Origin of the sequence: Micromonospora sp. DT62, assembly GCF_049847285.1 — a bacterium.
GTDB lineage: Bacteria > Actinomycetota > Actinomycetes > Mycobacteriales > Micromonosporaceae > Micromonospora > Micromonospora reichwaldensis.
On sequence record NZ_JBNCOB010000012.1, the window covers coordinates 92,152 to 116,399 of the forward strand.

Genomic DNA, 24,248 nt, shown 5'->3' on the forward strand with positions numbered 1-24,248 from the left:
CGTCACAGCTGCGGCGTGGTCAGGTCCCGCAGCAGCCGCTCCTCCTCCACCCGCCAGTAGCCGTGCTCCTTGCCGTCGAGCAGCACCACGGGCAGCCGGTCGCCGTACTCGCGTTCCAGCTCGATGTCGTCGGTGACGTCCTTCTCGGTCCACCGGTCCCCGGTGACCGCCACCACCCGGTCCAGCGCCAGCTTCGCCTCGTCGCAGAGGTGGCAGCCGGGGCGGGTGATCAGGGTGAGTCGGGGCTCACGCATCGGTCTCCTCCGTCGTGCTGGCGCCGGCCGGGGCCGGCGGGCGGGTCTCCGGCGACGCCGCCGGGGACGGCACCGTGGACGCCGGGGACGACGCCGTCCGGAGCAGGGTCTTGCGCACCTTGCCGATCACCGAGTGCGGCAACTCGTCGACGAACTCGACGGCGGTCGGGCACTTGAACCGGGCCAGGTTGCGGGCGCAGTGGGCGAGCAGCTCCTCACCGGTCACCGGACGCCCCGGCGCCGGCACCACGTACGCCCGGACAGTCTCGCCGGTCCGCGGGTGCGGCACACCCAGTACCGCCGACTCGGCCACCCCCGGGTGCGCGGAGAGCACCAGCTCGACCTCGTGCGGGTACACGTTGAAGCCGTTGACCAGGATCAGCTCGCCGATCCGGTCCACCAGGAAGAGGTCGCCGTCGGAGTCGGCGTACGCCACGTCGCCGGTGGGCCACCAGCCGTCGGCGTCCGGGCCGCCCCGGCCGTCCGGCCAGTAGCCGGCGAAGACGTTCGCCCCGCGCACCACGACCTGGCCCGGGTCGGTGCCGGGCGTGACGTCGGAGAGATCCAGCTCGTCGGCGTCGTCCTCCGGCTCGGCCACGCCGTCGCGCCACAGGTCGGCCCCGTCCGTCCCGACCAGACGCAACTCGACGCCGGGCAGTGGCCGGCCGATGGAGCCGGGCTTCGGCTCCCCGCCGACCAGGGTGGAGGTGAGCACCGGCGCGGTCTCGGTGAGGCCGTACCCGACGTGCACCGGGCGGCCGGCGACCTCGGCGAAGCGGGCCGCGACGGCCGGCTCCAGCGGCGCCGCGCCGCAGACCACGGCCCGGACCGACGTCATCGCCGCGGCGAGGGCGGCGGCGTCCGCCGTGGACCAGGCGGCCACCATCGACGGTACGCCGACCAGCACGGTGACCCGGTGCCGGGCGATCACGGCCAGCCCCGCGTCGGAGCCGAGGTCGTCGACGAGCACCCCGATCGCGCCATGGTGGACGACCGCGCCGAGGCCCGCGTTCAGCCCGTACGCGTGGAACAGCGGCAGCGCCAGCAGCACGGTGTCGTCCGGGCCGACGACGGGCGGGTCGATGCGGCCGACCTGCTCGTGGTTGGCGGCCAGCGCCCGGTGCGTCAGCATCGCGCCCTTCGGCCGCCCCTCGGTGCCGGAGGTGTAGAGCAGCAGCGCCAGGTCGTCGCCGCCCCGGTCGGGGAACGGGTGACCGGCGTCGGCCACGGGCGGCGCGGTGTGCACGGCGACGAGCGCGGGCAGGTCCCCGGCGGCGTCGGCGACCAGGTCGCGTACCCGCTCGGTGCCGATCAGCACCGAGGCGCCGGAGTCGGCCAGCACGTGCCGCAGCTCGGGGGCGGTGAGGCCGGGGTTGACCGGCACCGCGACCAGCCCGGCGCGCAGCGCGGCCAGGCAGCTCACCACGAAGTCCGGCGAGTTGCCGAGCGCGACGGCGATCCGGGGCGGGTGCGGGTCGGCGGCTCCCGGCGTCGGGCCGGGTCGCCCGGTCAGGGCCGCCAGGGCGTGGGCGGTGGCCGTCACCGACGCGTCCAGTTCGGACCAGGTGACGGTCCGCTCGCGCCAGTGCAGCGCGGGTCGGTCGCCGTGGGCGGCGGCCGCCCGGTGGAGCCGCTCGACGAGGGTCGAGGCGGAGCTGTCGGTTGCGTCCTGCACGGTGGCTGAGTCTGGCACAGCGCGGGGCCTGTGGGCCATGCCCGCCGGAGGCCGAAGGGGGTACCCCGGTGGGCGGGAACGGCGGCCCGGACAAGTCCCGTCGACGGGACTTGTCCGGTGGGCGCGGGCGGGACGCGACGGTCCCGTCCACAGGACATGCCCGGACGCACCGGGCACGCCGGACAGTCCTGGGTCGACACCCGCGCCGCCGATCCGCCCGGCCCCGCGACATGCACGGTGACCTGGAATTTCTTTCGTAACCACGAGGTAATCCGAAAGTCAACCGCACACGACGGACAACCGGTCCGCCAGGGGTGCGGCGCGGCGGGAAATACTTCCGCCCTGTGTAACGGACTTGCCACGCGTGGGTGACGTTGGCCCTATCATCACTCGGGTCGGCTCACCCCATTTGCCGTGAGTCGACACCCCTCAGCCCGAGGAGGCCCCCGTGCCTGTGAGCGCATTGGACCAGCACCTCAAGGGGATCTGCCGCCCGTCGGCACACCCCGAGCCAGCCCTGCCCGGCCCAGCCGGCCGGGCCACGAAGGCGACGCGCCGACCGGCGTGGTCGGCCGGCGGGACGGAGGCGGCGCGGTGACCACCTTCGGATATGCGGAACGGCCGGCCGGCCTGACCAACCCGGCGATCCGCGGCCCGCTCAACGAACGGCCCGCCGCCCGGGGTCCGCTGGACGACACCGGCAGCCTCGCCGTCCGGGGGGAGGGCACGTCGAGCCGGACCCGCAGCCGGCCACACCAGAACGAACCGCCGCCCCGCTCCGCGACACCGGGCGGCAACGCCAAGTCGGCCGGCGGCCGGGTCGCCGTCCCTGCCCGGCCCACCATGCCGGCGCAGGGCCGCCGCACCACGGAGCCGGCCAAGGCGCCCGACGAGTCGGGCGCGGAGACGGCAGTGCTCCCGGCGGTGCCGGCCGCCGTCGCGCCGGTCAACACCTCGACGGGCTTCCCCAGCCGTCCGGACCCGTCCGACCCCGCCACGGAGGTCTGGGGGCTGGTCGAGCGGGCCCAGGCCGGCGAGTCCGAGGCGTTCGGGCTGATCTACGACCGGTACGTCGACACCGTGTTCCGGTTCGTCTACTTCCGGGTGGGCAACCGGCAACTCGCCGAGGACCTCACCTCCGACACCTTCCTGCGCGCCCTCAAGCGGATCGGCAGCTTCACCTGGCAGGGGCGCGACCTGGGCGCCTGGCTGGTCACCATCGCCCGGAACCTGGTGGCGGACCACTTCAAGTCCGGCCGCTACCGGCTGGAGGTCACCACCGGGGACGTGCTGGACGCCGACCGCGAGGACCGGGGCCCGGAGGGCAGCCCGGAGGCGGCGGTCGTCGAGCACATCACCAACGTGGCCCTGCTCAGCGCCGTCAAGCAGCTCAACCCGGAGCAGCAGGAGTGCATCGTCCTCCGCTTCCTCCAGGGCTTCTCCGTGGCCGAGACGGCCCGCACGATGGGCAAGAACGAGGGCGCGATCAAGGCACTCCAGTACCGCGCGGTACGAGCGCTGGCCCGGCTGCTGCCGGACGGCTTCCAACCGTAGTCCCGGGCGGGAAGAACGCCGTGCATCGATCCGATGTACGCGCGGGTCCGTGGCGTCGCGACCCCGTGGCAGCGATCACTTTCCGTGATTTCGCCTCCGCCGGCCCCGTAACCCATGTCCGGTGCGGACCGTTTCTCCGGGTGCGACCGGTGGTAGCCCCGGCATCCCCCGGGCCCCCGAGGTCCGGCAGCGCGGCCGGCCACGACCTTCGTCCGTGGTGTCCCGCCGTCACCGGTCGCTGTCGAAGACAGCGGCCGACCGGTCGCGACCAGCGAGAGGAGGTGCCCGCGGTGGACAGCAACCTCTTCTCCCGTCGGCGCGCGGAGCGCTTCGCGCAGCTTCTCGACGAGGCCAACGGGGGCCGGCGACACCACGTCCGTTCCCGGGCCGACGACCAGTTGGCCACGCTCGTCGCGGTGGGTCAGCGGCTGCCCGCCGCCCCGCCCGCCGTGGAGGTGGACCCGGAGTTCCGCACCGGACTGCGGGCCATGCTCCTGGCCACGGCCGAACGCGAGGGCATCGGTGCCCCGGCCGCCGTCACCAGCGAGCCGTCGTCCCGGCGCTCCGCCGCCGACGCCGGCCGCAACCGGCTGCTGCCGGCGGTGACCGCCCGCCGGGCCCGCGCCCGGGGCGCCATCCTGGTCGGCGTCGCGGCCGGCGCCGTCGCCCTCTCGGGCATCTCGGCCGCCAGCGAGAACGCCGTCCCCGGCGACGCGCTGTACGGCATGAAGCGCTCCACCGAACGCGCCCAGCTCGCGCTGGCCAGTTCCGACGTCAGCCGGGGCCAACTGTTCCTGGACTTCGCCCGTACCCGGCTCGCCGAGGCGGCCGCGCTGCGCGGTAACGAGGACGGCTTCAGCGCGGTGCTGGACGACATGGACGCGGACACCCGCCAGGGCGTACGCCTGCTGACCACCGCCGCGACGCAGCGCTCGGACCCGGCGGCGCTGGACGCGGTCAACTCCTTCCTCACCGGCCAGCGCCGGGCGGTCGGCGGGCTCCTCGACGACGCCAGCCGGGCCGACCGCGACCGGACCCGCCGCTCACTCGCCCTGCTCGACGCGGCCCGCAAGCGCTCCGACGCGCTGCGCGCGGCGATCGCCTGCGGCGAACCCGCACCCGTCGGCAGCGACGCCCTCGGCCCGGCCCCGGCCACCTGCCCCGGCGACCGCTGACCCGGCGTCGGCCGGATCCGGCCGAGACGTCCACGCCACAGTTCTCCCCATGAGCGGCCGTCCGCCACGCGCGCCCGGCTACCCTCGCGGAGGCACACGTCGCGCCAGTCGAGCGGAGGGAGGTCGCGTGGTCCGCAGCCGCAAGGTGACCGTCAGCACCGACGCCCACGGTCACACCGCCGGCTGGGCGGAGACCGACTTCGCGCCCCTCGCTCCCCCGAGACCCGATCCGACCGCGGCGGCCTTCTTCGACGTCGACAACACGATGATGCGGGGCGCGTCGATCTACTGGTTCGCCCGGGGTCTCGCCGCGCGCGACTACTTCACCACCACGGACCTGGCCCGGTTCGCCTGGCAGCAGCTGCGGTTCCGGCTGCTCGCCACCGAGCACGCCGGCGACATGTCGCAGGCCAAGGAGGCCGCTCTCGCCTTCGTCGAGGGCTGGCGGGTGGACGACGTGGAGCGCCTCGCGGAGGAGATCTTCGACGAGCTGATGGCGCCCCGGATCTGGGCCGGCACCCGCCAGCTCGCCCAGCGCCACCTGGACGCCGGCGAACGGGTCTGGCTGGTCAGCGCCGCGCCCGTGGAGATCGGCCGGGTGATCGCCGCGCGGCTGGGCCTGACCGGCGCGGTCGGTACGGTCGCCGAGATCGTCGACGGCGCGTACACGGGTCGGCTGGTCGGCGACCTGATGCACGGCCCGGCCAAGGCGGAGGCGGTCACCCAGCTCGCCGCGGTCGAAGGGCTGGACCTGCGCCGCTGCACCGCCTACAGCGACTCGTGCAACGACCTGCCGATGCTCTCCATGGTGGGTCGGGGCGTGGCGGTGAACCCGGACGCGGCCCTGTTCAGGGAGGCCCGGCAGCGCGGCTGGGACGTCCGCGACTTCCGCACCGGCCGCCGCGCCGTCAAGATCGCCGTACCGTCCACCGCGGCGGCCGGCCTGGTCGCCGGGGCGGTCGGCGCCGGGTTGGCGCTGCACCGGCGCCGCCGCGACGGCTGACGGCACCGGCCGCCCGCGCCGTCAGCGACGCGGGCCGGCCGCATTCTCAGGGGCCGAACGGGTCCGGGCGCCGCTCCAGCAACTGGTGCAGGGTCTGCTGGATCGTTTCCCGCACCTGGTCCGCGAGGTTGAACACGACCAGCGGGTCGTCGGCGGAGTCGATCAGGTGCGCGGTGGGGATCGGCGGGCAGAACTCGATCAGCCACTTGCTCGGCAGCGGCACCATGCCGAGCGGCCCCATCAGGGGAAACGTGGGCGTGACCGGGAAGTAGGGCAGCTTGAGCAGCCGCGCCAGGGGCTTGATGTCGGCGAGCATCGGATAGGTCTCCTCGCCGCCGACGATGGCGACCGGCACGATCGGGGTGCCCGTGCGCAGCGCCGCCGAGACGAACCCGCCCCGGCCGAAGCGTTGCAGCTTGTAGCGCTCGGAGTAGAGCTTGCCGATGCCCTTGAAGCCCTCGGGGAAGACGCCGACCAGCTCGCCGTTGCCGAGCAGCCGCTCCGCGTCCGGGTTGCAGGCGACCGTCCCGCCGGTCTTGCGGGCGAGCTCGGAGACCACCGGCATCCGGAAGACCAGGTCGGCGCCGAGCAGCCGCAGGTAGCGGCGCGCCGGGTGCTGGTCGTGCAGCGCGGCCGAGAGGATCAGCGCGTCCAGCGCCACGGTGCCCGAGTGGTTGCCGACCACCAGGCCGGCACCCTCGGCGGGGACGTGCTCCAGGCCGGTGACCTCGGTGCGGAACCAGTCGCGGTAGAGCATCCGCAGCAGCGGGTGGAACACCGCGTCGGTGATGTCGGGATCGAAGCCGAACTCGTCGACCTCGTAGTCGCCGGAGAGCCGACGACGCAGGAACGCCAGGCCCTGGGCGACCTTGCGGTCCCAGTGGTCGCCGGGCCGGTCCGACACCGCCGGCCCGGCCACCGGAGCCGGTGCCGCCCCGCCCGGTCCCGTGCCGCCCGGCGCCCGGTCCGCCACGGCGGCGGCCGGCTCGTCGGCGGCCCCGGGGTCGGGCTCCTCGGCGGTCGCCGGCGCGTCGTGCGCGACCGGCTCGTCGGTGGCGGACGTGTCGGGCTCGTCGGGCCTGCCGAGATGGTGTCCGTTCGCCCGCGCGGGCTCCGCGTCCGGCGCGGCCACGGTCAGCGGTACGTCGTAGCGGCCGTCGCGCCGCTCCTCCGGCCCGTTCACGAGCCCTCCCGCACGGCAGCCCGGACCTGCCGGATCCCGTCCAGCACGAGCTGCTCCGCGACGGCCAACTGGTCCCGGTTCACGACGACACCGCCGTAGTGGGCGCGGATGAAGTCGTCGAAGGCGGCGGCGGTGGAGCGGGGCGTGAAGCCGTACTCCCGCTCCAGCCGGCTGGTGTCGACGACCCGGCCGTGCACGAAGAGGTCGACCTGGTCCAGGCCGTAGCGGCCGAAGCCGAGGTTGCGGGCGATCGCGGCGGCGCTGGAGAGGCCGGGCTCCAGCACCGGCACGGCCACCCGGCCGGCCCGCCGGATCGCCTGCGACAGGGAGAGCACGCCCGGCCCGGCCACGTTGTACGTCCCCGGATGGTCCTCGACGATCGACCGGTGCAGCACCTCCAGCGCGTCGTCGAAGTGCAGGAACTGCAACCGGGGGTCCCGCCCGAACACGGTGGGCACCACCGGCCGGGAGAAGTAGCGGGTGAGGGTGGTGTCGGCGGTCGAGCCGATGAACGGCGCGAAGCGCAGCACGGTCGCGGTGACGTCGGGCCGGCGGCGGCGGAAGCCGCGGACGTACCCCTCGATGTCCAGGATGTCGCGGCCGAACCCGCCGCGTGGCACCTCGCGCGGCTCGGTCTCCTCGGTGAAGACGGCCGGGTCACGGAAGGACGCCCCGTAGGCGGCCGTCGAGGAACGGACCACGAGCTTGCGCAGGCGGGGGGCGCGCTGACAGGCGGCGAGGAGCTGCATCGTGCCGATGACGTTCTGCTCCTTCATCGCCGAGCGGCCGCCGTGCTGCGGGTCCGGCGAGGTCACCAGCGCGAGGTGGACCACCGCGTCGACGTCGAGGTCGGCGAGGAGGCCGCCGAGCGAGCCGGCGTCGACGCGGACGCGCTCGACCCGGTCCAGCAGGTCGGAGAACTCGGCGCCGGGCTCGGGCTGGTCCACGCCGATGACCCGCTCGATGCGGGGGTCGGCCGCGAGCCGGGCCGCGACGTGCGCGCCGAGGTAGCGGCTGACCCCGGTGACGACGACGACCCCCGGGGCACCTGGGGTGCCACCGGGGGTCATGTCGCGCACCTTCCCCGGCAGGAGGGATCGAACCGGGAAATCCGCGGCGTGATCACCTGAGCCTCCGAGGGTCGACAGTTGGCAAGTGACGACGGGAGCCGGGCCGGGACCCGGCCCCGGTCACTTGCCGAGACGGCGACGCTGGACGCGGGTCTTGCGCAGCAGCTTGCGGTGCTTCTTCTTAGCCATGCGCTTGCGGCGCTTCTTGACCACCGAGCCCATACGAAAGCCTTTCGATGCAACGTGCGGGGCGACCGGATGACGCCACGATGTGACGTCGGCGACCGCTTGCGGACAACGGACCGGACCAGCGGGGTAAGCGGCAGGGCGTACCAGCGGTCACGGTCGGGGTCCAGGGTAGCCGGAGAGCGTCAGCAGGACCAACGCGCCCCCGTCGATGCCCGTTACGTCGTGCTTGAACGACGGCCCGCGGGAGGGTCAGGCGGTTTCCTGAAAGGCGCCCCGCAGGTATTCGTGCACCGCGTGTTCGGGCACCCGGAACGACCGGCCGACCCGGACCGCGGTGAGCTCACCGCTGTGCACCAGGCGGTAGACCGTCATCTTCGACACCCGCATCACCGTCGCCACCTCGGCGACGGTGAGGAACTTGACCTCCGACAGCCGTCCGTCGGACTGCGACCCGGCCATGGCTCACCGACCAATCCCATGCCCGGCGCGTGCCACCGGACGGGTTCGTCCCGCCCGGACCGGCGACGCGCGTGTTACCAGTACGGTAGCGGGACGGCTGTGACCGGCGCGATCCCTTCGTACAACTGATCATGATTCTCGCCGGTGTCCACCCGACCGGTCGGTTCGTTGTCGAACCTGTTGCGCCCGGCGTCCGATCGGTCCCCGTCCGGAACACGCCGCCCGGTCCGGAACACGCCGCCCGGTCCGGGGCGGTCGGAACGCTGCCCGACGCACGTGGACGCCGCGACGGTCGGCACCGGGCCGCCGCGCGGAAGGCGTCCGGTGGCTCCGGTGGCGCCACCGGAGCCACCGGACGGGTGCCCCGGGCCGCTTCCGGACGCGGACCGGGGCTCCGCGCTGGGAGCGGGCACCAGTGTGTCAGGTCGCCCGGCGCGGCCCGACAGCGGTCGATCATGAATGTCGGGGGCCGCCCGGACCGGCGTCAGCGGGAGCCACGGCGCCGCCCGGCCCGTCAGCCGACCACACCCCGGACGTACCCGACGCACTCGTCGTGCAGGGCGGACCAGGGTCCGCCGAGGACCCGCTCGGCCGCCTGGTCCACCGGCGTGCGCTCGTGCACCACGGCCGCGAAGAAGGCGAGCAGCCGCTCCGGGCCGAACCGGTCGACCAGGTGCCGGACCGCCAGGTAGGAGACGCCGTAGCTGCCGCTGACCCGGTCGGCGGGGGCGTCGTCCGCCGGGCTGAGGCTGTCGAGCCGGCCGTCCCAGCCGCCGAGCAGGCGCCGCACCTCGTCCAGTCCCGCGTACCGGTCGATCGGCTCGCCGTCGGCGCCCGCGTACTCGCCCAGCCCCTCCACCAGCCACCAGGTGCCCTTGCCCGGGTAGCCCCGCTCCGGCAGGGACGCGGCGTGGGTCAGCTCGTGCCGGAGCAGGTCGTCCATCCCGCCGGCGACGAGCCCGTCGGCGTTGAGCACCACCTCGTGGTGGCCGCCGCCGACCGTGACCGCGTACCCGCCCGTCCACTTCGGCCGGCCGCCGCCGTACCAGCGCTGCCACTCGCCCCGGCCCGCGTAGAAGATCCGGTACCGGTCCGGCGTGCGGCCGCCCACGGCGTACGTGTCGGCGACCCGGGCGGCGGCCTCCGCCTGGGCGAGTAGGTCGGGCAGTTCCTTGCGCAGGGCGGGAGTGGTGGCCACGAGCGTACGCCGACCGACGGCCACGGCCAGTTCGCTCACCTCCCAGGGCCGGGTGCCGGTCTCGGCGGACCGGGACGGCTCCACGGCGAGCAGCCGGGGCCGCTCCCCCTCCCGCCACCGGGTGCCGGTCAGCACGCGGCTGGTGCGGCAGTCCGGCGTGACGAAGCAGTAGCGGAACTCGACAAGCAACCGCCACTCGCCGGGCCGGCCCTCGACCGGGGTGGGCAGTCCGTTGGCGCCGGCCTGCCAGGCGGTCACCCGCAGCGCGCGCAGCGCGGCGTACCGGCGGCGCAGGTCCGGATGCGCGACCGGCTCCGCGACCGCCAGGAACCCAACGCGGTCCCCGCCGAGCAGGGCGGCGGACTGCCGGGCCAGTTCCGCCGTCATCCGCTCGCCGAGCCGGCGGGCGGCCGCGGTGGCGGGGTCGCCGGCCGGCGCGGCGGACGCCCCCGGGGCCGGCGGGTCACCGGCACGCACCAGGCCGGCCACCAGGGCCGCGGGCAGGCCGCAGGCCAGCAGCAGTACGACCGCCACCAGCGCCACCCCGAGCGGCCGGATCCGCCGCGACGGCCGCTCGCTGCCCACCGCCACCGGAACGGCCGACGCGGCGGGCTCGGCCCTCCCGGCGGGGCCAGCGGGCTCGGTCCGCTCGGCGGGCTCGGCCTCAATCTCGGACTCGGCGGGCGCGGCGGACTCGGCGGGGCCAGCCGACTCGGCCCCCTCGGCGGGCGCGGCGGGCGCGGCGGAGCCAGTCGGCTCGGCCCTCTCGGCGGGCTCAGCCTCAACCTCGGACTCGGCCTCGACAAGGGACTCGGCACCTTCAGCCGGCTCAGCGCCATCAGCCGGATCGGCCCCGTCAGTGGGCTCAGCGCCGTCAGCCGGCTCGGCCCCGTCAGTGGGCTCAGCGCCGTCAGCCGGCTCGGCCTTGGCAGCCGGCCCGGCGCCGTCAGTGGGCTCGGCCTCTTCTGTCGCGGCGGCCGGCGTGCCGTCCGTCACCGGTCGGCCGTCCGTTCCGGGCTGCCCGTCAGTCACCCGCCGAAGGGTACGACCATCGGGCCGGCCGGGCGACCACGGCCCGGCGAGCCACGCCGCCTGGCAGCCCGGAGCGCGGCGGGAGGCAGCGGTGCGGCGACGGCGGCACCCACCCGGACGGGCGTCGCCGCGTCCAGGGTCAGCCCCACCGGCCGCCGACGGCCGGCACGGCCAGTTCCAGGGGGAAGAGCGACAGCAGACCCAGGGCCATCAGCTGCGGTCCGCGCGGGGCCAGGACCGGAACGTGCCGTCCAGCGCGGCGACCAGGTTGTCGAACGTGGCGCCGACGGCGCGGGGCAGGCCGAACCCGCCGGCCGCCTCCAGCGAGACGAATCCGTGCAGGGTGCTACGCAGCATCCGGGTCGCGTCGACGGCGTCGTCGCCGTCGAGCCCGTAGCCCCGCAGGGTGGCCCGGATCGCCCCCACGGCCCGCTCGCCGGCGACGACGTGTTCCGGGTCGGCCGGGTCCGGCACCCGCTGGGTGGCCGGGTAGCGACCGGGGTGCCGGTGCGCGTACGCCCGGTAGGCGGCGGCGACCGCGCGCAGGGCGTCCCCGCCGGCCCGGCCCGCGGCGGCGGCGGTCAGTTCGTCGGCGAGTTCGGCGGTGGCCAGCGCGGAGAGCTTCTGGGCGAGCGCGTCGGCCCCCCGCACGTGCTTGTAGAGGCTCGGCAGCGCGACGCCGAGCCGGTTGGCCAGCGCGGCGAGGGTGAGCTGGTCGGCGCCGACCTCGTCGACGAGCCGGGCCGCCTCGCGCACCACGCTCGCCTGGGTCAGGCCGGCCCTAGGCACCGGTGACCGCCAGGAACTCGGCGAGCTGGGCGGCGGTGCGCGCCGGCTGGTCGGCGTGCGGGTAGTGGCCGGAGTCGTCGATCATCCGTGCCTCGGCGGTGGCGAAGAGCCGGCGGGCCGCCCGCGCCCCGGCACCCGGATCGCGGAAGTCCGGGTCCTTCGTGCCCATCAGCACCAGCACCGGCTGCCGGACCTCGCGCGCTCGCGCGGTCCAGTGCGGGTCGGCCGGCGCGATCACGCCGCGCATCGCCGCCATCCGGCCGGGCTCGCGCAGGATGGCGACCATCGCCCTGCGGTACGCCGCATCGTCGGCCGGCCGGTCGCACGGGAAGAGCGTGCGGTGGAAGAGCCCGAACAGCCGGGGACTGCGCAGCACGGCGGCCAGGGCCACCCGCATGAACGGGTTGAGCTTCGGCTCCTCGGCGAACGGGGCGAGCTGGACGAGGCCGTTGACGAGGGCGGGATCGTCGGCGGCGGCGAAGACCACGGCCGCCGCGCTGGACGAGCTGCCGACGAGGGTGGCCGGTCCGCCACCGAGGTCGCGGACCACCGCGAGCAGGTCGGCGCCGACCTCCGCCGGGGCGTACGACGGCCAGCCGGCGCTGGACGCGCCGTGCCCCCGGACGTCCACCGACGCCACCCGGTGCCCGGCCGCGACGAGCAGCGGGACCAGGTGGCGGAAGGAGCCGCGGTTCTCCCCCATGCCGTGCGAGAGGACGACGAGCGGCCCCTGCCCGTGCACCTCGTAGGCGATCCGCCCGCCGTCCCGCTCCACATAGCTAACTGTCATAACTGAAAAGCTAATGTAGTTAGCCAACGCCGTCAAGGGCTTGACCTCACGCCGGGTCCAGGTCGCACGATCGGGTCATGTCGCTCGCCCCCACGCACCTACGCATCGCCCGACCGAGCCGCGACCTGGCAGCCGCCGAACGCTTCTGGGTCGGCGGGCTCGGCCTCGACGTGCTCTGGCGCTCCGTCGCCGAGGCGCCGGGCGAGCACGACCTGCTCATGGTCGGCCGGCCGGGCAACCACTGGCACCTGGAACTCGTCGGCGGCGAGCAACTCGCCGTCACGCCCACCCCGACCGCTGAGGACCTGCTGGTGCTCTACCTCGACGGCCCGGTCGACGACGGGCTGGTCCGGGAACTGGAACGGGCCGGCGGGACGAGGGTCTCCGCCGGCCCGTACTGGGACCGCTGGGGGGTGACGGTGGCCGATCCGGACGGCTACCGGCTGGTGCTGAGCACCCGGGGCTGGTCGAACGGCTGACCTACTTCTTCGACAGCACGGCCCGGCCGAAGAACATGAGGTTGGCCGGGCGCTCGGCGAGCCGGCGCATCAGGTAGCCGTACCAGTCCTCGCCGTAGGGCAGGTAGGTCCGCACGGTGTAGCCCTCACCGGCCAGCCGGGCCTGCTCCTCCGGGCGGATGCCGTAGAGCATCTGGAACTCGAACCGCTCGGGGCCACGGTCGAACCAGCGGGCCCGGTCCTCCCCGATGGCGATCAGTCGGGGGTCGTGGGTGGCCAGCATCGGGTAGCCGTCGCCGGACATGAGGATGTTCATGCACCGTACGTAGGACTTGTCCACCTCACGCGCGGACTGGTAGGCCACCGACTCCGGCTCCTTGTACGCGCCCTTGCACAGCCGGACCCGGGAACCGGCCGTGGCCAGCTCGCGGCAGTCCGACTCCGTCCGCCGCAGGTACGCCTGGAGCACGGCGCCGGTCGACGGGTGGTCCTTGCGCAGCTTGGCGAGGATGTCCAGCGTCGAGTCGGTGGTGGTGTGGTCCTCCATGTCCAGGGTGACGGTGGTGCCCGCCTCCTCGGCGGCGGCGCAGATCGCCCGCGCGTTGTCGTAGGCGAGCTGCTCGTCGAACATCTGGCCGAGCGCCGACAGCTTGACGCTGACCTCGGCGGCCGGGGTGAGCCCTGCGCCGGAGAGCAGCTTCAGCAGCCCGACGTACTCGTCGCGGGTGGCGGTGGCCTGCTCGGGGGTGACGGTGTCCTCGCCGAGGTTGTCGAGGGTGACCGCGAGACCGTCGTCGACGAGTTCGCGGGTCGCGCGCAACGCGTCGTCGGTCTTGGCGCCGGCGACGAACCGGCGGACGAGGTCCCGCGTGAACGGGGCCGTCGCTACGAGCCGCTCGACCTGGGGTGACCGGGAGGCGGCGAGGATGACGGTACGGAGCATGGACCGAGCGTAACGCCCGCCGGTGGCCCCGCGCGGGGCAGCGGGCGCAGCCTCGGTCGCCAGGTCCCAACACCGTCACAGGCACCGACCGGGGGCGGACGGCGGTGGCCCCCATCGGTTACAACGATGACGTGGAACAACGCCCCCGCCGCCGGCTCCGGTCGGCCTCCGTGCAGCTCGGCGCGCTCACCGTCCTCGCGCTCACCCTCTCCGGCTGCAACATGTCCTCGGACGACGACGATGACGACTGCGCCCTCGGCCCCGTGGGCGGCGGCGAGACGGTGGCCCTGGCGCTGCGGGCGCCCACGGTGACCACCGGGCGCACCGCGCCGGAGCCGGCCTCGGCTGCGGTGCCCGACCGGGGCGGCTTCGGCACCCACCTCGCCTCCTGCGGCGGCTGAGGTGCGCCGGGAGTCGGTCACCCCCCGCCCGGACTGGGACGCCACGATCCGCTCCCAGGGCCTGGTGTACGTCGACACCGAGCTGCCCGACGGCGGCATCATGTCGTACTGGGACGAGACCGCCGCGTACGCGTTCGAGCTGGACGAGGTGCTGCGGCTGGAGGAGGCGACCGAGGAGCTGCACCGGATGTCGGTCGCCGCCGCCGAGCACGTCGTCCAGCGCCACCGCTACGCCGAGTTCGGCATCCCCGCCTGGGCCGCCGAGGCCGTGGCCCGGTCGCTGCGCGAGGCGCCGCCCACCCTCTACGGGCGCTTCGACCTCGCCTACGACGGCAGCTGGCCGCCGAAGATGCTGGAATACAACGCCGACACCCCCACCGCGCTGGTCGAGGCGAGCATCATCCAGTGGTACTGGCTGGAGCACACCCGGCCGGAACTGGACCAGTGGAACAGCCTGCACGAGCGCCTCGTCGCCGCCTGGGCGAAGATCGGCGCGGGGCTGCACGACCGCCGGGTGCACGTGCTCTGGTCCAACGAGGAGGAGTCCGGCGAGGACCACATGACCGCCGGCTACCTCGCCGAGACCGCCCGCCAGGCCGGGCTGGAGGTCACGCTCCAGCCGATCCAGCGGCTCGGCTGGGACGGCCGCCGCTTCGTCGACGCGGCCGACCAGCCGGTCACCACCTGCTTCAAGCTCTACCCCTGGGAGTGGATGCTCGCCGAGCCGTACGGGCCGCTGGCGCTGGAGCCGGGCACCCCGACGACCTGGCTCGAGCCGGCCTGGAAGCTGCTGCTGTCGAACAAGGCGCTGCTGGCCGTGCTCTGGGAGCTGTACCCCGGCCACGAGCTGCTGCTGCCGGCGTACCTCGACTCGCCGCGCGGCATGACCGAGTACGTGGCCAAGCCGCTGCTCGGCCGCGAGGGCGGCTCGGTGCGGATCGTCACCGGCGACACCGAGATCACCAACCCGGGGATCTACGGCGACGAGGGCTGGTGCTACCAGGAGTTCCGGGCGCTGCCGGAGTTCGCCGGCAACCGGATGGTGCTGGGCAGCTGGATCGTCGACGGCGAGTCTGCCGGGGTGGGGGTGCGGGAGAGCACGAGCCTCATCACCGACGGCTACGCGCGGTTCCTGCCGCACTACATCGACGCGCCACGGGTCCCCTGAGTCGTCTACGGTTGTGGGCGTGAACTTCGACGCGTACGCCCGGACCGGCGTTGACCTCGTCAACGCCCGCCTGGACGACCTCGACGACCTCCGGGCCCTCTTCCCCGACGACAACGCGTGGATGCGCGACGAGGTGGCGGAACGGGACATCGCGACCTTCCGGCGGGCGCAGAAGCGCTTGCGCGACGTCTTCGAGTACGGCACATCCGGGCGGGACGCCCAGGCGGTGACCGAGCTCAACGCGCTGCTGGAGGCGTTCCCGGTGCAGCCCCGCATCTCCGGGCACGACTCCAGCGACTGGCACATGCACGTGACCAGCCGGGGCGCCTCGGTGAGTGCCGAATACCTGGCCGGCGCCGCCTGGGGGCTGTCGGTCTGGCTCTGCGAGTACGGCAGCGCCCGGTTCGGGGTGTGTGCCGACGACCGCTGCGGCAACGTCTACCTGGACACCTCGTCCAACTGCTGCCGGCGGTTCTGCTCGGAACGCTGCGCCACCCGCTCGCACGTGGCCGCCCACCGCGCCCGCAAGCGCGCGGCCATCGGCGAGCAGGCCGGCGTGAGCAGCAAGGAATCGCTCAGCACGACAGTCTGACGCCCGGCCCGGCCGGCGCCCTCGCGCTGGCCGGGCACGGCGCAGCGGCCCTCCGGGCGTCGGCCGGGCACGGCGCGGCGTTCAGGCGTCTACCGGGCACAGCGCGTTCTTCAGGCGTCGACCGGGGACGGGGTGCCGAGGTGCTGGCGGGCGAACGCCAGCGACTCCCGCAGGTCGGCCTCCCGCACGGCGCGGCTCTTCGCGCCCCGGGTGGTCACCTCCACGGCGACCGAGCCGGTGAAGCCGCGCCCGGCCAGCGAGGAGAGCAGCTCGCCGCAGGGCTGGGTGCCGCGCCCCGGCACCAGGTGCTCGTCGCGGCCCTCGCCGGTGCCGTCGCCGAGGTGCACGTGGGCCAGGTTGGTCCCCATCCGGTCGGCCATCGCCAGCGAGTCGGTGTGCGAGGCGGCGCAGTGCGACAGGTCGAGCGTGTAGGAGTCGTACCCCGTCTCGGTCGGGTCCCAGCCCGGGACGTACGGCACGAACTGCCGCCCCGCCATCCGGACCGGGTACATGTTCTCGACCGGGAAGCGCAGGTCGGGGTGGTCGGCGGCGATCGCGGCGAGCCCGTCGGCGAAGTTGCGCGCGTAGTCCCGCTGCCAGGTGAACGGCGGGTGCACCACCACGGTGGGCGCCCCGAGCGTCGCCGCCAGCTCCGCGGAGCGGCGCAGCCGCTCCCACGGGTCGGGGCTCCACACCCGCTGCGTGACCAGCAGGCAGGGCGCGTGGACGGAGAGCACCGGGACGCCGTAGTGCTCGGCGAGCCCGCGCAGCGCGCCGGCGTCCTGGCTGACGGCGTCGGTCCAGACCATCACTTCGACGCCGTCGTAGCCGAGCGCGGCGGCCAACTGGAACGCCGCCGCGGTCCGCTCAGGAAAGACCGAGGACGTGGACAGGAGCACGGGGACGCGGGAAGTCACACCATCGAGGGTAGCCGGGGTCGATCGACACCTCGTGACGAGAGACCGCAAACCGCCCAGATCACACTCCTTGCCTCTTACACCGGACCGAGCTGGTCCAGGTGGCGCAGGATCACGCCCTCGCGCAGCGCCCAGGGGCAGATGTCCAGCGCGTCCACGTCCAACTGGCGCAGCACGGCCTCGGCGATCACCGCCCCGGCGAGCAGCTGGTGGGACCGGCCGGCGCTGACCCCCTCCAGCTCGGCGAGCTGGGCCGGCGGGATGTGCCGGATGAACCCGAGCACCTGGCGCAGCCCGGCGCGGGTGAGCCGGCGGGGCGCCCACAGTCCGGCACCGGAGGGCGCCGCGCCGGCCAGCCGGGCCAGCGTCCGGAACGTCTTCGAGGTGGCCACCGGCCGCTCCCAGCCCACCGCGGTCAGCTGCGCGACGGCCGGTTCCAGCAACCCGTCGACGTACGCCCGCAGCTCGTCGACCGCCTCGGCCGGCGGCGGCGCCGCGCTGTCGGGGGCCACCCGGAGCTGGTCCCGGGTGAGCCGGCCGGCGCCGAGCGGCAGGGACACCGCCACGGTCGGGTCCTCGTCGATGCCGGCCGCGAGCTCCAGCGAGCCGCCGCCGATGTCCAGCACCAGCAGCCGGCCCGCCGACCAGCCGAACCAGCGCCGCACCGCGAGGAAGGTCAGCCGCGCCTCGTCCGCACCCGGCAGCACCTCCAGGCGTACGTCGGCCTCGTCGCGCACCCGCGCCAGCACCTCGGCGGCGTTGGTGGCGTCGCGGACGGCGGAGGTGGCGAACGCGATCAGGTCCTCGGCGCCCAGCCCCGCGGCCGCCGCCTTGGCCATGCCGACCGCCTTGACCAGGCCGTCCGCGCCGGCCTCGGTCAGCGCGCCGTCCGGGCCGATCTGCTCGGCCAGCCGCAGCACGACCTTCTCCGAGTGCGCCGGCCAGGGGTGCGCCCCGTGGTGGGCGTCGACCACCAGCAGGTGCACCGTGTTGGAACCGACGTCGAGGACACCCAGTCGCATGCTGAAGACACTAGGGCCAACCGGATTGCGCGGCTCGGCGGACCGGTGGGGGCACCGGGCGTACGCTGGGCCGGGTGACAGGCCAGATCGAACTCCGTGTGCTGGTGGACGACCCGGACGATCCCCGCAGCCGCGAGGTGCCCCTGGACTTTCCCCGGGAGTGGATCGAGTTCGCCGACCCGGCGGACGGCAACCATCTCATCCGGGCCGACCTGACATGGCTGCTCTCCCGCTGGACGTGCATCTTCGGCCGGGGCTGCCACGGCATCGTCGCCGGTCGGGCCGCCGACGGCTGCTGCTCGCACGGCGCGTTCTTCACCGACTCCGACGACGAGCAGCGGGTCCGGGCCGCGGTCAAGCGGCTGACCCCGGCGACGTGGCAGCACTTCCGGCGCGGGTTCAAGAACTGGACCGAGAGCGACACGATCGACGGCAAGAACTCCGCCCGCCGCACCGCCACCCAGGAGGCGGACGGGCCGTGCGTCTTCCTCAACGACGCCGGCTTCCCGGCCGGCGCCGGCTGCGCCCTGCACGCGCAGGCGCTGCGCGACGGGGTGCACCCGCTGGAATACAAGCCCGACGTCTGCTGGCAACTGCCGATCCGCCGCGACCAGGAGTGGGTCAAGCGGCCGGACAACACGAAGGTGCTGGTCTCCACGCTCTCCGAGTTCGACCGGCGGGGCTGGGGCGCCGGCGGGCACGACCTGGACTGGTGGTGCACGTCCTCCACCGACGCGCACGTCGGCAGCGAGCCGATGTACGTCTCGTACGGCCCGGAGCTGACCGCGCTCGTGGGCGCCCCCGCGTACGCGAAGCTGGCCGAGGTGTGCGGGGCGCGCAGGCGGCAGGGCATGGTCGCCCCGCACCCCGCCGACGGCGCCTGACCGACGACGACGGGGCCCGCGCCGCGCGCGGGCCCCGTCGTGCGTACGCCGGTCAGGGCTCGAACTTGTAGCCCAGACCCCGCACGGTGACGATGAAGCGCGGCGCGGACGGCTCCGGCTCGACCTTGGAGCGCAGCCGCTTGACGTGCACGTCGAGGGTCTTGGTGTCGCCGACGTAGTCGGCCCCCCAGACCCGGTCGATGAGCTGGCCCCGGGTGAGCACCCGGCCCGCGTTGCGCAGCAGCAGCTCCAGCAGCTCGAACTCCTTGAGCGGTAGCTGGACCGGGGCGCCGTCGACGGTCACCACGTGCCGTTCGATGTCCATCCGGACCGGGCCGGCGGCCAGCGTCGGCCCGCCCGACTCGGCGGCCTCGGCGCTCTGCCGCCGCAGCACCGCCCGGATCCGGGCGACCAGCTCCCGGGGCGAGTACGGCTTGGTCACGTAGTCGTCGGCGCCGATCTCCAGGCCGACCACCTTGTCGATCTCACTGTCCCGGGCGGTGACCATGATGATCGGCACGTGCGAGCGCTGCCGGAGCTGCCGGCACACCTCGGTGCCGGACATCTCGGGCAGCATCAGGTCGAGCAGCACGATGTCGGCGCCGGTCCGGTCGAACTCGGTGAGGGCGGCGGTCCCCGTCGCGGCGACGGACACCTCGAAACCCTCCTTGCGGAGCATGTACGACAGGGCGTCGGAGAACGACTCCTCGTCCTCGACCACCAGTACGCGGCTCAACGGGACTTCCTTTCCATGTGCTGTCAGGCCTGCCGGAGCTCGGCCGGACCGGCCTCGATCCCAGCGGACGGCGGTGTCGCCAGGCTCTCGTCAGGGGGACGGGTGGGCAGCCGGAGGGTGAACGTCGATCCACCACCAAGAGTGCTCGACACCTCCACCCTTCCGCCATGGTTGCCGGCGATGTGTTTCACGATGGCCAGCCCGAGGCCGGTGCCGCCGGTCGACCGGGACCGGGCCTGGTCGGCCCGGTAGAACCGCTCGAAGATCCGGTCGACGTCGGTCGGGGCGATCCCGATGCCCTGGTCGGCGACGGAGATCTCCACGTGTTCGTCGGCGGCGCGGGCGGTGATCCGGACGGTGGTGTCCTCGCCCGAGTAGTTGACAGCGTTCTCCACCAGGTTGGACACGGCCGTGGCGAGCTGCGCGTCGCTGCCGTGGACGGTCAGGCCCCGTTCGGCGTCGACGGCCACCTCGATCCGGCGGGCGGCGGCGGAGGTGCGGGTCCGGTCGATCACCTCGGCGATCACCCAGTCGATCGCGACCGGCTCCGGGGGCGGCTGCGGCTCGGCGCCCTGGAGGCGGGTCAGCTCCAGCAGCTCCTGCACGAGGCGGCCCAGCCGGGTCGACTCGTGCTGGATGCGCTCGGCGAACCGACGCGCGGCGACCAGGTCCTCGGAGAGGTCGGGCGTGCCCGCCCCGGCGGGCCCGGTGGCGTCCAGCAGCGCCTCGGCGAGGAGTTGCAGGGCCCCGATGGGGGTCTTGAGCTCGTGGCTGACGTTGGCGACGAAGTCGCGGCGGACCCGGGCCAGCCGGTGGGACTCGGTCACATCCGAGGCCTCGACGGCGACGAAGCCCGCCCCGATCCCCATCGCCCGCAGGTGCACCCCCAGCGGGTTGACCTCGGCGCTGTCGCGGCCCCGTGGCAGGTCCAGCTCGATCTCGCGCCGCACGCCGGTGCGCCGCACCTGCCCGGCGAGCGTACGGATCAGCGGGTGGGCGGCGATCGAGCCCTGGGTGGGGCCGGTGCGGAGCAGCCCCATCGCGCGGGCGGCCGGGTTGACCAGGACGGGCAGGTCGTCGGGGTCGAGCACGACCACGCCGGCCCGTAGGGAGTCGATGGTCCGGCGGCCGATGCCGGACTGCGGATCCTCGGCTATCGGGAGCCTCCCGGAGGTGTGAGGGAAGCCGGACCGGCTCCCTGCCCGCGTGGCGCGTTCGCCCAGCGCCGGAACGAGCCGGGGCAGCAGCACCCCGGCGACCAGTCCGACCGCCAGCCCCACGGCCACCGCGACCGTCACCGCCCATTCCACCCGGCGATCGTAGGGTCATTGTTAACCTGGCAACCACCACAAATAGGATGAATCACCTTCGCTTCCGGCAAAGTTCACTCCCGCGTCCGGCGTCGTTCACCGAGGTTCACCTCGGGTCTGCCCGCCCGACCTACCGTGGGCGGCGCACCTGCTCCCGCCGGCCCGGGGTCGGCGACCAGCGACCTTCGCACGCGCCACGGAGCCGGCGACCGTTGCGCCGGCCCCGGCCGGGCGACCGACAACCAGCGACCACAGGACGTGACAATGCGCGACGAGTTCCGGGCTGACCTCCAGATCGTCAGCCAACTGCTGGTGGACATGGCGGAAGGGGTCCGGGCCGCGATGCGGCAGGCCACCCACGCCCTGCTCACCGCGGACCGCCGGGCGGCCGAGACGGTGATCGAGCGGGACGCCGAGATCGACGAGCTCTACCGGCACGTCGAGGAGCGGGTCTGCGACCTGCTCGCCCGGCAGGCCCCCGTCGCCTCCGACCTGCGCGCGATGATCACCGCGCTGCACGTCGCGGCCGACCTGGAGCGGATGGGCGACCTGGCCGACCACGTGGCCAAGACCGCCCTGCGCCGGCACCCGTCGCCGGCCGTTCCGGCGGAGCTGCGGCCGACCTTCACCGACATGGCCGCCATCGCCGACCGGATGGCCATCAAGATCGGCTCGGTGCTCGCCAAGCCCGACGCCGAGCTCGCCGCCGAACTCGACGGCGACGACGACGCCATGGACGACCTGCACCGCAGCCTGTTCGGGCTGCTGCTCGGCGAGGACTGGCCGTACGGGGTGGAGACCGCCATCGACGCCACCCTGCTCGGCCGCTTCTACGAGCGCTTCGCCGACCACGCCGTCAACGTCGGCGAGCACGTGGTCTACCTGATCACCGGACAGACCACCCCCACGGCGGGCTGAGCGCACGGAAAAGGCCCCTTCCCGCGCGCGTCGCGCCGCGCGTCGCGCCGGGAAGGGGCCTTTCCGTGGCTACGTCAGCGGCCCTGGTTGGCCACCGCGGCGGCGGCCGCCTTGGCGGCGGTCGGGTCCAGGTACGTGCCGCCCAGGGTGAGCGGGCGCAGCTGCGGGTCCAGGTCGTAGCGCAGCGGGATGCCGGTGGGGATGTTCAGCTTGGCGATCGCCTCGTCGGAGATCTGGTCCAGGTGCTTCACCAGGGCGCGCAACGAGTTGCCGTGCGCGGCCACCAGCACCGTACGGCCGGCCAGGATGTCCGGCACGATCGAGTCGTACCAGTACGGCAGCATCCGCTCGACGACGTCCTTGAGACACTCGGTGCGGGGCATCAGCTCGACCGGCAGCAGCGCGTAACGCGGGTCGCCGACCTGCGAGAACTCGTCGTCGTCCGCGATCGGCGGCGGCGGGGTGTCGTACGAACGGCGCCAGAGCATGAACTGCTCCTCGCCGTACTCCTCCAGGGTCTGCTTCTTGTTCTTGCCCTGGAGGGCGCCGTAGTGCCGCTCGTTGAGCCGCCACGACCGGCGCACGGCGATCCAGTGCCGGTCGGCGGCGTTGAGCGCCAGCTCGGCGGTACGGATCGCGCGGCGCATCACGCTGGTGTGCACCACGTCCGGCAGCAGGTCGTGCTCGCGCAGCAGCTCGCCGCCGCGGCGTGCCTCGGTCTCACCCTTCTCGGTCAGGTCGACGTCGACCCAGCCGGTGAAGAGGTTCTTGGCGTTCCAGTCGCTCTCGCCGTGCCGCAGCAGGACCAGCGTCCCGACGGTGGGCCCCTCGCTAGCAGTCATGCCGATCATCCTGCCGCACCTCGCCGGGCGACGCGCGGGCGGTGGTCGTGACGACCACCACGTGGAAAATGCGCTGCCCGGAGATCCGGCCCGGCACTAGGTTGTAAGGCGCGACAGTCAAGACGGTCATTACGGGGCGGGGGCGCTGGCGTGCGGACGATGCGGGGTTGGTTCCGGGACACCACCGGCGGCCTGCCGGTCAGCTTCTGGTACCTGTGGGCCGGCACCCTGATCAACCGGCTCGGCTCGTTCGTCCTGGTCTTCCTGGCCATCTACCTGACGCAGGAGCGCGGCTTCTCCGCGTCGCAGGCGGGGCTGGTGCTCGGCCTGTGGGGCGTCTCGGCACCACCGCCGGCGGCACGCTGAGCGACCGCTGGGGCCGCCGGCCCACCCTGCTCACCGCGCATCTCGGCGCGGCCACCATGATGCTCGCCCTCGGCTTCGCCCGGGAACTGTGGGCCGTGGCGCTCGGCGCCCTGCTGCTCGGCATGTTCGCCGAGGCGGCCCGGCCCGCGTTCGGCGCGATGGTGATCGACGTGGTGCCGGAGAAGGACCGGCTGCGCGCCTTCTCGCTGAACTACTGGGCGATCAACCTCGGCTTCGCCAGCGCGGCGATCCTCGCCGGCCTCGCCGCCGAGGCCGGCTTCCTGCTGCTCTTCGTGGTCGACGCGACCACCACCGTGATCACCGCACTGGTCATCTTCCTCAAGGTCGGCGAGACCCGGCGGGCCCCCGCCGGCGGGGGCGGCCAGCGGGGCACCGGCGCCCCGGTCGGGGCGCTGCGCACCATCCTGCGCGACCGGGTCTTCCTCGGCTTCGTGACGCTCAACCTGTTCGCTGCGCTCGTCTTCCTCCAGCACATCTCGATGCTGCCGATCGCCATGGGCGACTCCGGGCTCAGCCCCACCACCTACGGCTCGGTCATCGCGCTCAACGGGGTGCTGATCGTGGTCGGCCAACTCTTCGTACCCCGGCTGATCAGGGGCCGGAGCCGGTCGCACGTGCTCGCCCTGGCGTCGGTGGTGATGGGCGTCGGGTTCGGGCTCACCGCCTTCGCCGACACCGCCTGGTTCTACGGCCTGACCGTGCTGGTCTGGACGGTCGGCGAGATGCTCAACTCGCCATCCAACGCCACCCTGATCGCCGAACTCTCCCCCGCCGAGCTGCGCGGCCGCTACCAGGGCGTCTTCTCGCTCTCCTGGCAGGGAGCCGCCGCGGTCGCGCCGGTCCTCGGCGGCCTGGTCCGGGAGCAGGCCGGCAACGCCCAGCTCTGGTTCGGCTGCGCCGCCATCGGCGGGCTGATGGCGCTCGCCCACCTGATCTCCGGCCCGGCCCGGGAGCGGCGGGCCACACTGCTGCGGGCGGCCACCGGTCCCGTCGTGCCGGTGGTGGCGATCCGCCCGCCCGCACCGCAGGCCGCCGAGGCGGCGGCGACGGCCCCCGCCGAGCCGGTCGGTCCGGCAAGGGCCGACGATCTGCCGGACAAGGGCCCGGGGCGGCCCGTCGGACCGGCAAGGGGCGACGGCCTGCCGGACAAGGGCCCGGGGCGGGCGCCGGAGCCGACGGGAGCGCGGTGACCAGCGACACGCTGGCGCGGCGACCCTCGGCTTCCTACGGTCGAGGACGCTTCGGCTCAGGACGCTTCGGCCGAGGACGCTTCGGTTAGGAAACAGGACTGTCGGGAGG

Annotated in this window: 24 protein-coding genes and 2 pseudogenes; 10 read left to right on the forward strand and 16 right to left on the reverse strand. The window is 74.1% G+C overall.

Going from position 1 to position 24,248, the window contains the following annotated elements; all coding sequences use genetic code 11:
* Nucleotides 1-2: 2 nt before the first annotated feature.
* Nucleotides 3-254, reverse strand: a complete 252-nt coding sequence (locus ACPXCB_RS18335) for a glutaredoxin family protein (RefSeq protein ID WP_121399981.1) — start codon at nt 252-254, stop codon at nt 3-5.
* On the reverse strand, nt 247-1,968 hold the full coding sequence (locus tag ACPXCB_RS18340) for an AMP-binding protein (RefSeq protein WP_425876872.1): 1,722 nt from the start codon (nt 1,966-1,968) through the stop codon (nt 247-249). Before ACPXCB_RS18340 ends, ACPXCB_RS18335 begins: the two co-directional genes overlap by 8 nt.
* Nucleotides 1,969-2,523: 555 nt before the next feature.
* On the opposite strand from ACPXCB_RS18340, the gene ACPXCB_RS18345 reads away from it, so the two are divergent.
* The 3 genes from ACPXCB_RS18345 to ACPXCB_RS18355 all read left to right on the forward strand — a co-directional run bounded on the left by ACPXCB_RS18345 (nt 2,524) and on the right by ACPXCB_RS18355 (nt 5,661).
* Nucleotides 2,524-3,483: an ECF subfamily RNA polymerase sigma factor, BldN family gene (locus tag ACPXCB_RS18345; protein WP_425876873.1), complete on the forward strand. Its 960-nt coding sequence runs from the start codon at nt 2,524-2,526 to the stop codon at nt 3,481-3,483.
* Between the two features lie 290 nt (nt 3,484-3,773).
* Nucleotides 3,774-4,658: a DUF5667 domain-containing protein gene (locus tag ACPXCB_RS18350; protein ID WP_425876874.1), complete on the forward strand. Its 885-nt coding sequence runs from the start codon at nt 3,774-3,776 to the stop codon at nt 4,656-4,658.
* A 127-nt stretch (nt 4,659-4,785) separates the two neighbouring features.
* Nucleotides 4,786-5,661: an HAD family hydrolase gene (locus tag ACPXCB_RS18355; protein ID WP_425876875.1), complete on the forward strand. Its 876-nt coding sequence runs from the start codon at nt 4,786-4,788 to the stop codon at nt 5,659-5,661.
* 46 nt (nt 5,662-5,707) lie between these two features.
* Here ACPXCB_RS18355 and ACPXCB_RS18360 read toward each other — a convergent pair whose 3' ends face one another.
* The 8 genes and pseudogenes from ACPXCB_RS18360 to ACPXCB_RS18395 form a co-directional block, all read right to left on the reverse strand.
* On the reverse strand, nt 5,708-6,580 hold the full coding sequence (locus ACPXCB_RS18360; protein ID WP_425876936.1) for a lysophospholipid acyltransferase family protein: 873 nt from the start codon (nt 6,578-6,580) through the stop codon (nt 5,708-5,710).
* Nucleotides 6,581-6,840: 260 nt separating this feature from the next.
* A complete protein-coding gene (locus ACPXCB_RS18365; RefSeq protein WP_425876876.1) occupies nt 6,841-7,914 on the reverse strand; it encodes an NAD-dependent epimerase/dehydratase family protein in 1,074 nt (357 codons plus the stop codon).
* 120 nt (nt 7,915-8,034) lie between these two features.
* Nucleotides 8,035-8,136 (reverse strand): 30S ribosomal protein bS22, encoded by a 102-nt coding sequence (locus tag ACPXCB_RS18370; protein WP_007465623.1) that lies wholly within the window; start codon nt 8,134-8,136, stop codon nt 8,035-8,037.
* Nucleotides 8,137-8,352: 216 nt separating this feature from the next.
* Complete coding sequence (locus tag ACPXCB_RS18375) at nt 8,353-8,562, reverse strand: helix-turn-helix domain-containing protein (protein ID WP_007465625.1); 210 nt, start codon at nt 8,560-8,562, stop codon at nt 8,353-8,355.
* 293 nt (nt 8,563-8,855) lie between these two features.
* Nucleotides 8,856-9,020: pseudogene (locus ACPXCB_RS18380) on the reverse strand (ABC transporter ATP-binding protein); the annotation flags it as partial.
* A gap of 56 nt (nt 9,021-9,076) precedes the next feature.
* Nucleotides 9,077-10,294, reverse strand: coding sequence for a hypothetical protein (locus ACPXCB_RS18385; protein ID WP_425876877.1), 1,218 nt, complete (start codon nt 10,292-10,294; stop codon nt 9,077-9,079).
* A gap of 708 nt (nt 10,295-11,002) precedes the next feature.
* A complete protein-coding gene (locus ACPXCB_RS18390; RefSeq protein ID WP_425876878.1) occupies nt 11,003-11,581 on the reverse strand; it encodes a TetR/AcrR family transcriptional regulator in 579 nt (192 codons plus the stop codon).
* On the reverse strand, nt 11,574-12,371 hold the full coding sequence (locus ACPXCB_RS18395) for an alpha/beta fold hydrolase (protein ID WP_425876879.1): 798 nt from the start codon (nt 12,369-12,371) through the stop codon (nt 11,574-11,576). Before ACPXCB_RS18395 ends, ACPXCB_RS18390 begins: the two co-directional genes overlap by 8 nt.
* A 77-nt stretch (nt 12,372-12,448) precedes the next feature.
* Here ACPXCB_RS18395 and ACPXCB_RS18400 point away from each other — a divergent pair, with 77 nt between their 5' ends.
* Entirely contained in the window at nt 12,449-12,850 is a 402-nt protein-coding gene (locus ACPXCB_RS18400; protein ID WP_425876880.1) for a VOC family protein, read from the forward strand.
* Nucleotide 12,851: 1 nt separating this feature from the next.
* On the opposite strand, the gene ACPXCB_RS18405 is transcribed toward ACPXCB_RS18400, so the two are convergent.
* Entirely contained in the window at nt 12,852-13,772 is a 921-nt protein-coding gene (locus tag ACPXCB_RS18405; RefSeq protein WP_425876881.1) for a proline dehydrogenase family protein, read from the reverse strand.
* A gap of 131 nt (nt 13,773-13,903) precedes the next feature.
* Between ACPXCB_RS18405 and ACPXCB_RS18410 the strand changes: the two genes are divergently transcribed.
* The 3 genes from ACPXCB_RS18410 to ACPXCB_RS18420 are packed head-to-tail and all read left to right on the forward strand — an operon-like array spanning nt 13,904 to nt 15,933.
* Entirely contained in the window at nt 13,904-14,173 is a 270-nt protein-coding gene (locus tag ACPXCB_RS18410) for a hypothetical protein (protein WP_425876882.1), read from the forward strand.
* A 1-nt stretch (nt 14,174) separates the two neighbouring features.
* Nucleotides 14,175-15,341, forward strand: a complete 1,167-nt coding sequence (locus ACPXCB_RS18415) for a glutathionylspermidine synthase family protein (protein WP_425876883.1) — start codon at nt 14,175-14,177, stop codon at nt 15,339-15,341.
* Between the two features lie 19 nt (nt 15,342-15,360).
* Nucleotides 15,361-15,933, forward strand: a complete 573-nt coding sequence (locus ACPXCB_RS18420; protein WP_425876884.1) for a CGNR zinc finger domain-containing protein — start codon at nt 15,361-15,363, stop codon at nt 15,931-15,933.
* Between the two features lie 110 nt (nt 15,934-16,043).
* Here ACPXCB_RS18420 and ACPXCB_RS18425 read toward each other — a convergent pair whose 3' ends face one another.
* Together ACPXCB_RS18425 and ACPXCB_RS18430 are read right to left on the reverse strand one after the other, a co-directional pair.
* Nucleotides 16,044-16,850: a sugar phosphate isomerase/epimerase family protein gene (locus ACPXCB_RS18425; RefSeq protein ID WP_425876885.1), complete on the reverse strand. Its 807-nt coding sequence runs from the start codon at nt 16,848-16,850 to the stop codon at nt 16,044-16,046.
* 77 nt (nt 16,851-16,927) lie between these two features.
* Nucleotides 16,928-17,872 (reverse strand): Ppx/GppA phosphatase family protein, encoded by a 945-nt coding sequence (locus ACPXCB_RS18430; protein WP_425876886.1) that lies wholly within the window; start codon nt 17,870-17,872, stop codon nt 16,928-16,930.
* 74 nt (nt 17,873-17,946) lie between these two features.
* On the opposite strand from ACPXCB_RS18430, the gene ACPXCB_RS18435 reads away from it, so the two are divergent.
* Nucleotides 17,947-18,756, forward strand: coding sequence for a hypothetical protein (locus tag ACPXCB_RS18435; protein ID WP_425876887.1), 810 nt, complete (start codon nt 17,947-17,949; stop codon nt 18,754-18,756).
* 52 nt (nt 18,757-18,808) lie between these two features.
* On the opposite strand, the gene ACPXCB_RS18440 is transcribed toward ACPXCB_RS18435, so the two are convergent.
* The gene (locus tag ACPXCB_RS18440; RefSeq protein ID WP_334604020.1) at nt 18,809-19,492 is read right to left on the reverse strand and encodes a response regulator transcription factor; all 684 of its coding nucleotides are present in this window, start codon (nt 19,490-19,492) and stop codon (nt 18,809-18,811) included.
* A gap of 23 nt (nt 19,493-19,515) precedes the next feature.
* Nucleotides 19,516-20,802 (reverse strand): sensor histidine kinase, encoded by a 1,287-nt coding sequence (locus tag ACPXCB_RS18445; RefSeq protein ID WP_425876888.1) that lies wholly within the window; start codon nt 20,800-20,802, stop codon nt 19,516-19,518.
* 264 nt (nt 20,803-21,066) lie between these two features.
* Here ACPXCB_RS18445 and phoU point away from each other — a divergent pair, with 264 nt between their 5' ends.
* A complete protein-coding gene (phoU, locus tag ACPXCB_RS18450; protein ID WP_425876889.1) occupies nt 21,067-21,720 on the forward strand; it encodes a phosphate signaling complex protein PhoU in 654 nt (217 codons plus the stop codon).
* A gap of 74 nt (nt 21,721-21,794) precedes the next feature.
* Here phoU and ACPXCB_RS18455 read toward each other — a convergent pair whose 3' ends face one another.
* Nucleotides 21,795-22,562, reverse strand: a complete 768-nt coding sequence (locus tag ACPXCB_RS18455; protein ID WP_425876890.1) for a phosphoglyceromutase — start codon at nt 22,560-22,562, stop codon at nt 21,795-21,797.
* Nucleotides 22,563-22,712: 150 nt separating this feature from the next.
* On the opposite strand from ACPXCB_RS18455, the pseudogene ACPXCB_RS18460 reads away from it, so the two are divergent.
* Nucleotides 22,713-24,031, forward strand: a pseudogene (locus ACPXCB_RS18460) (MDR family MFS transporter); the annotation flags it as partial.
* Between the last annotated feature and the right edge of the window lie 217 nt (nt 24,032-24,248).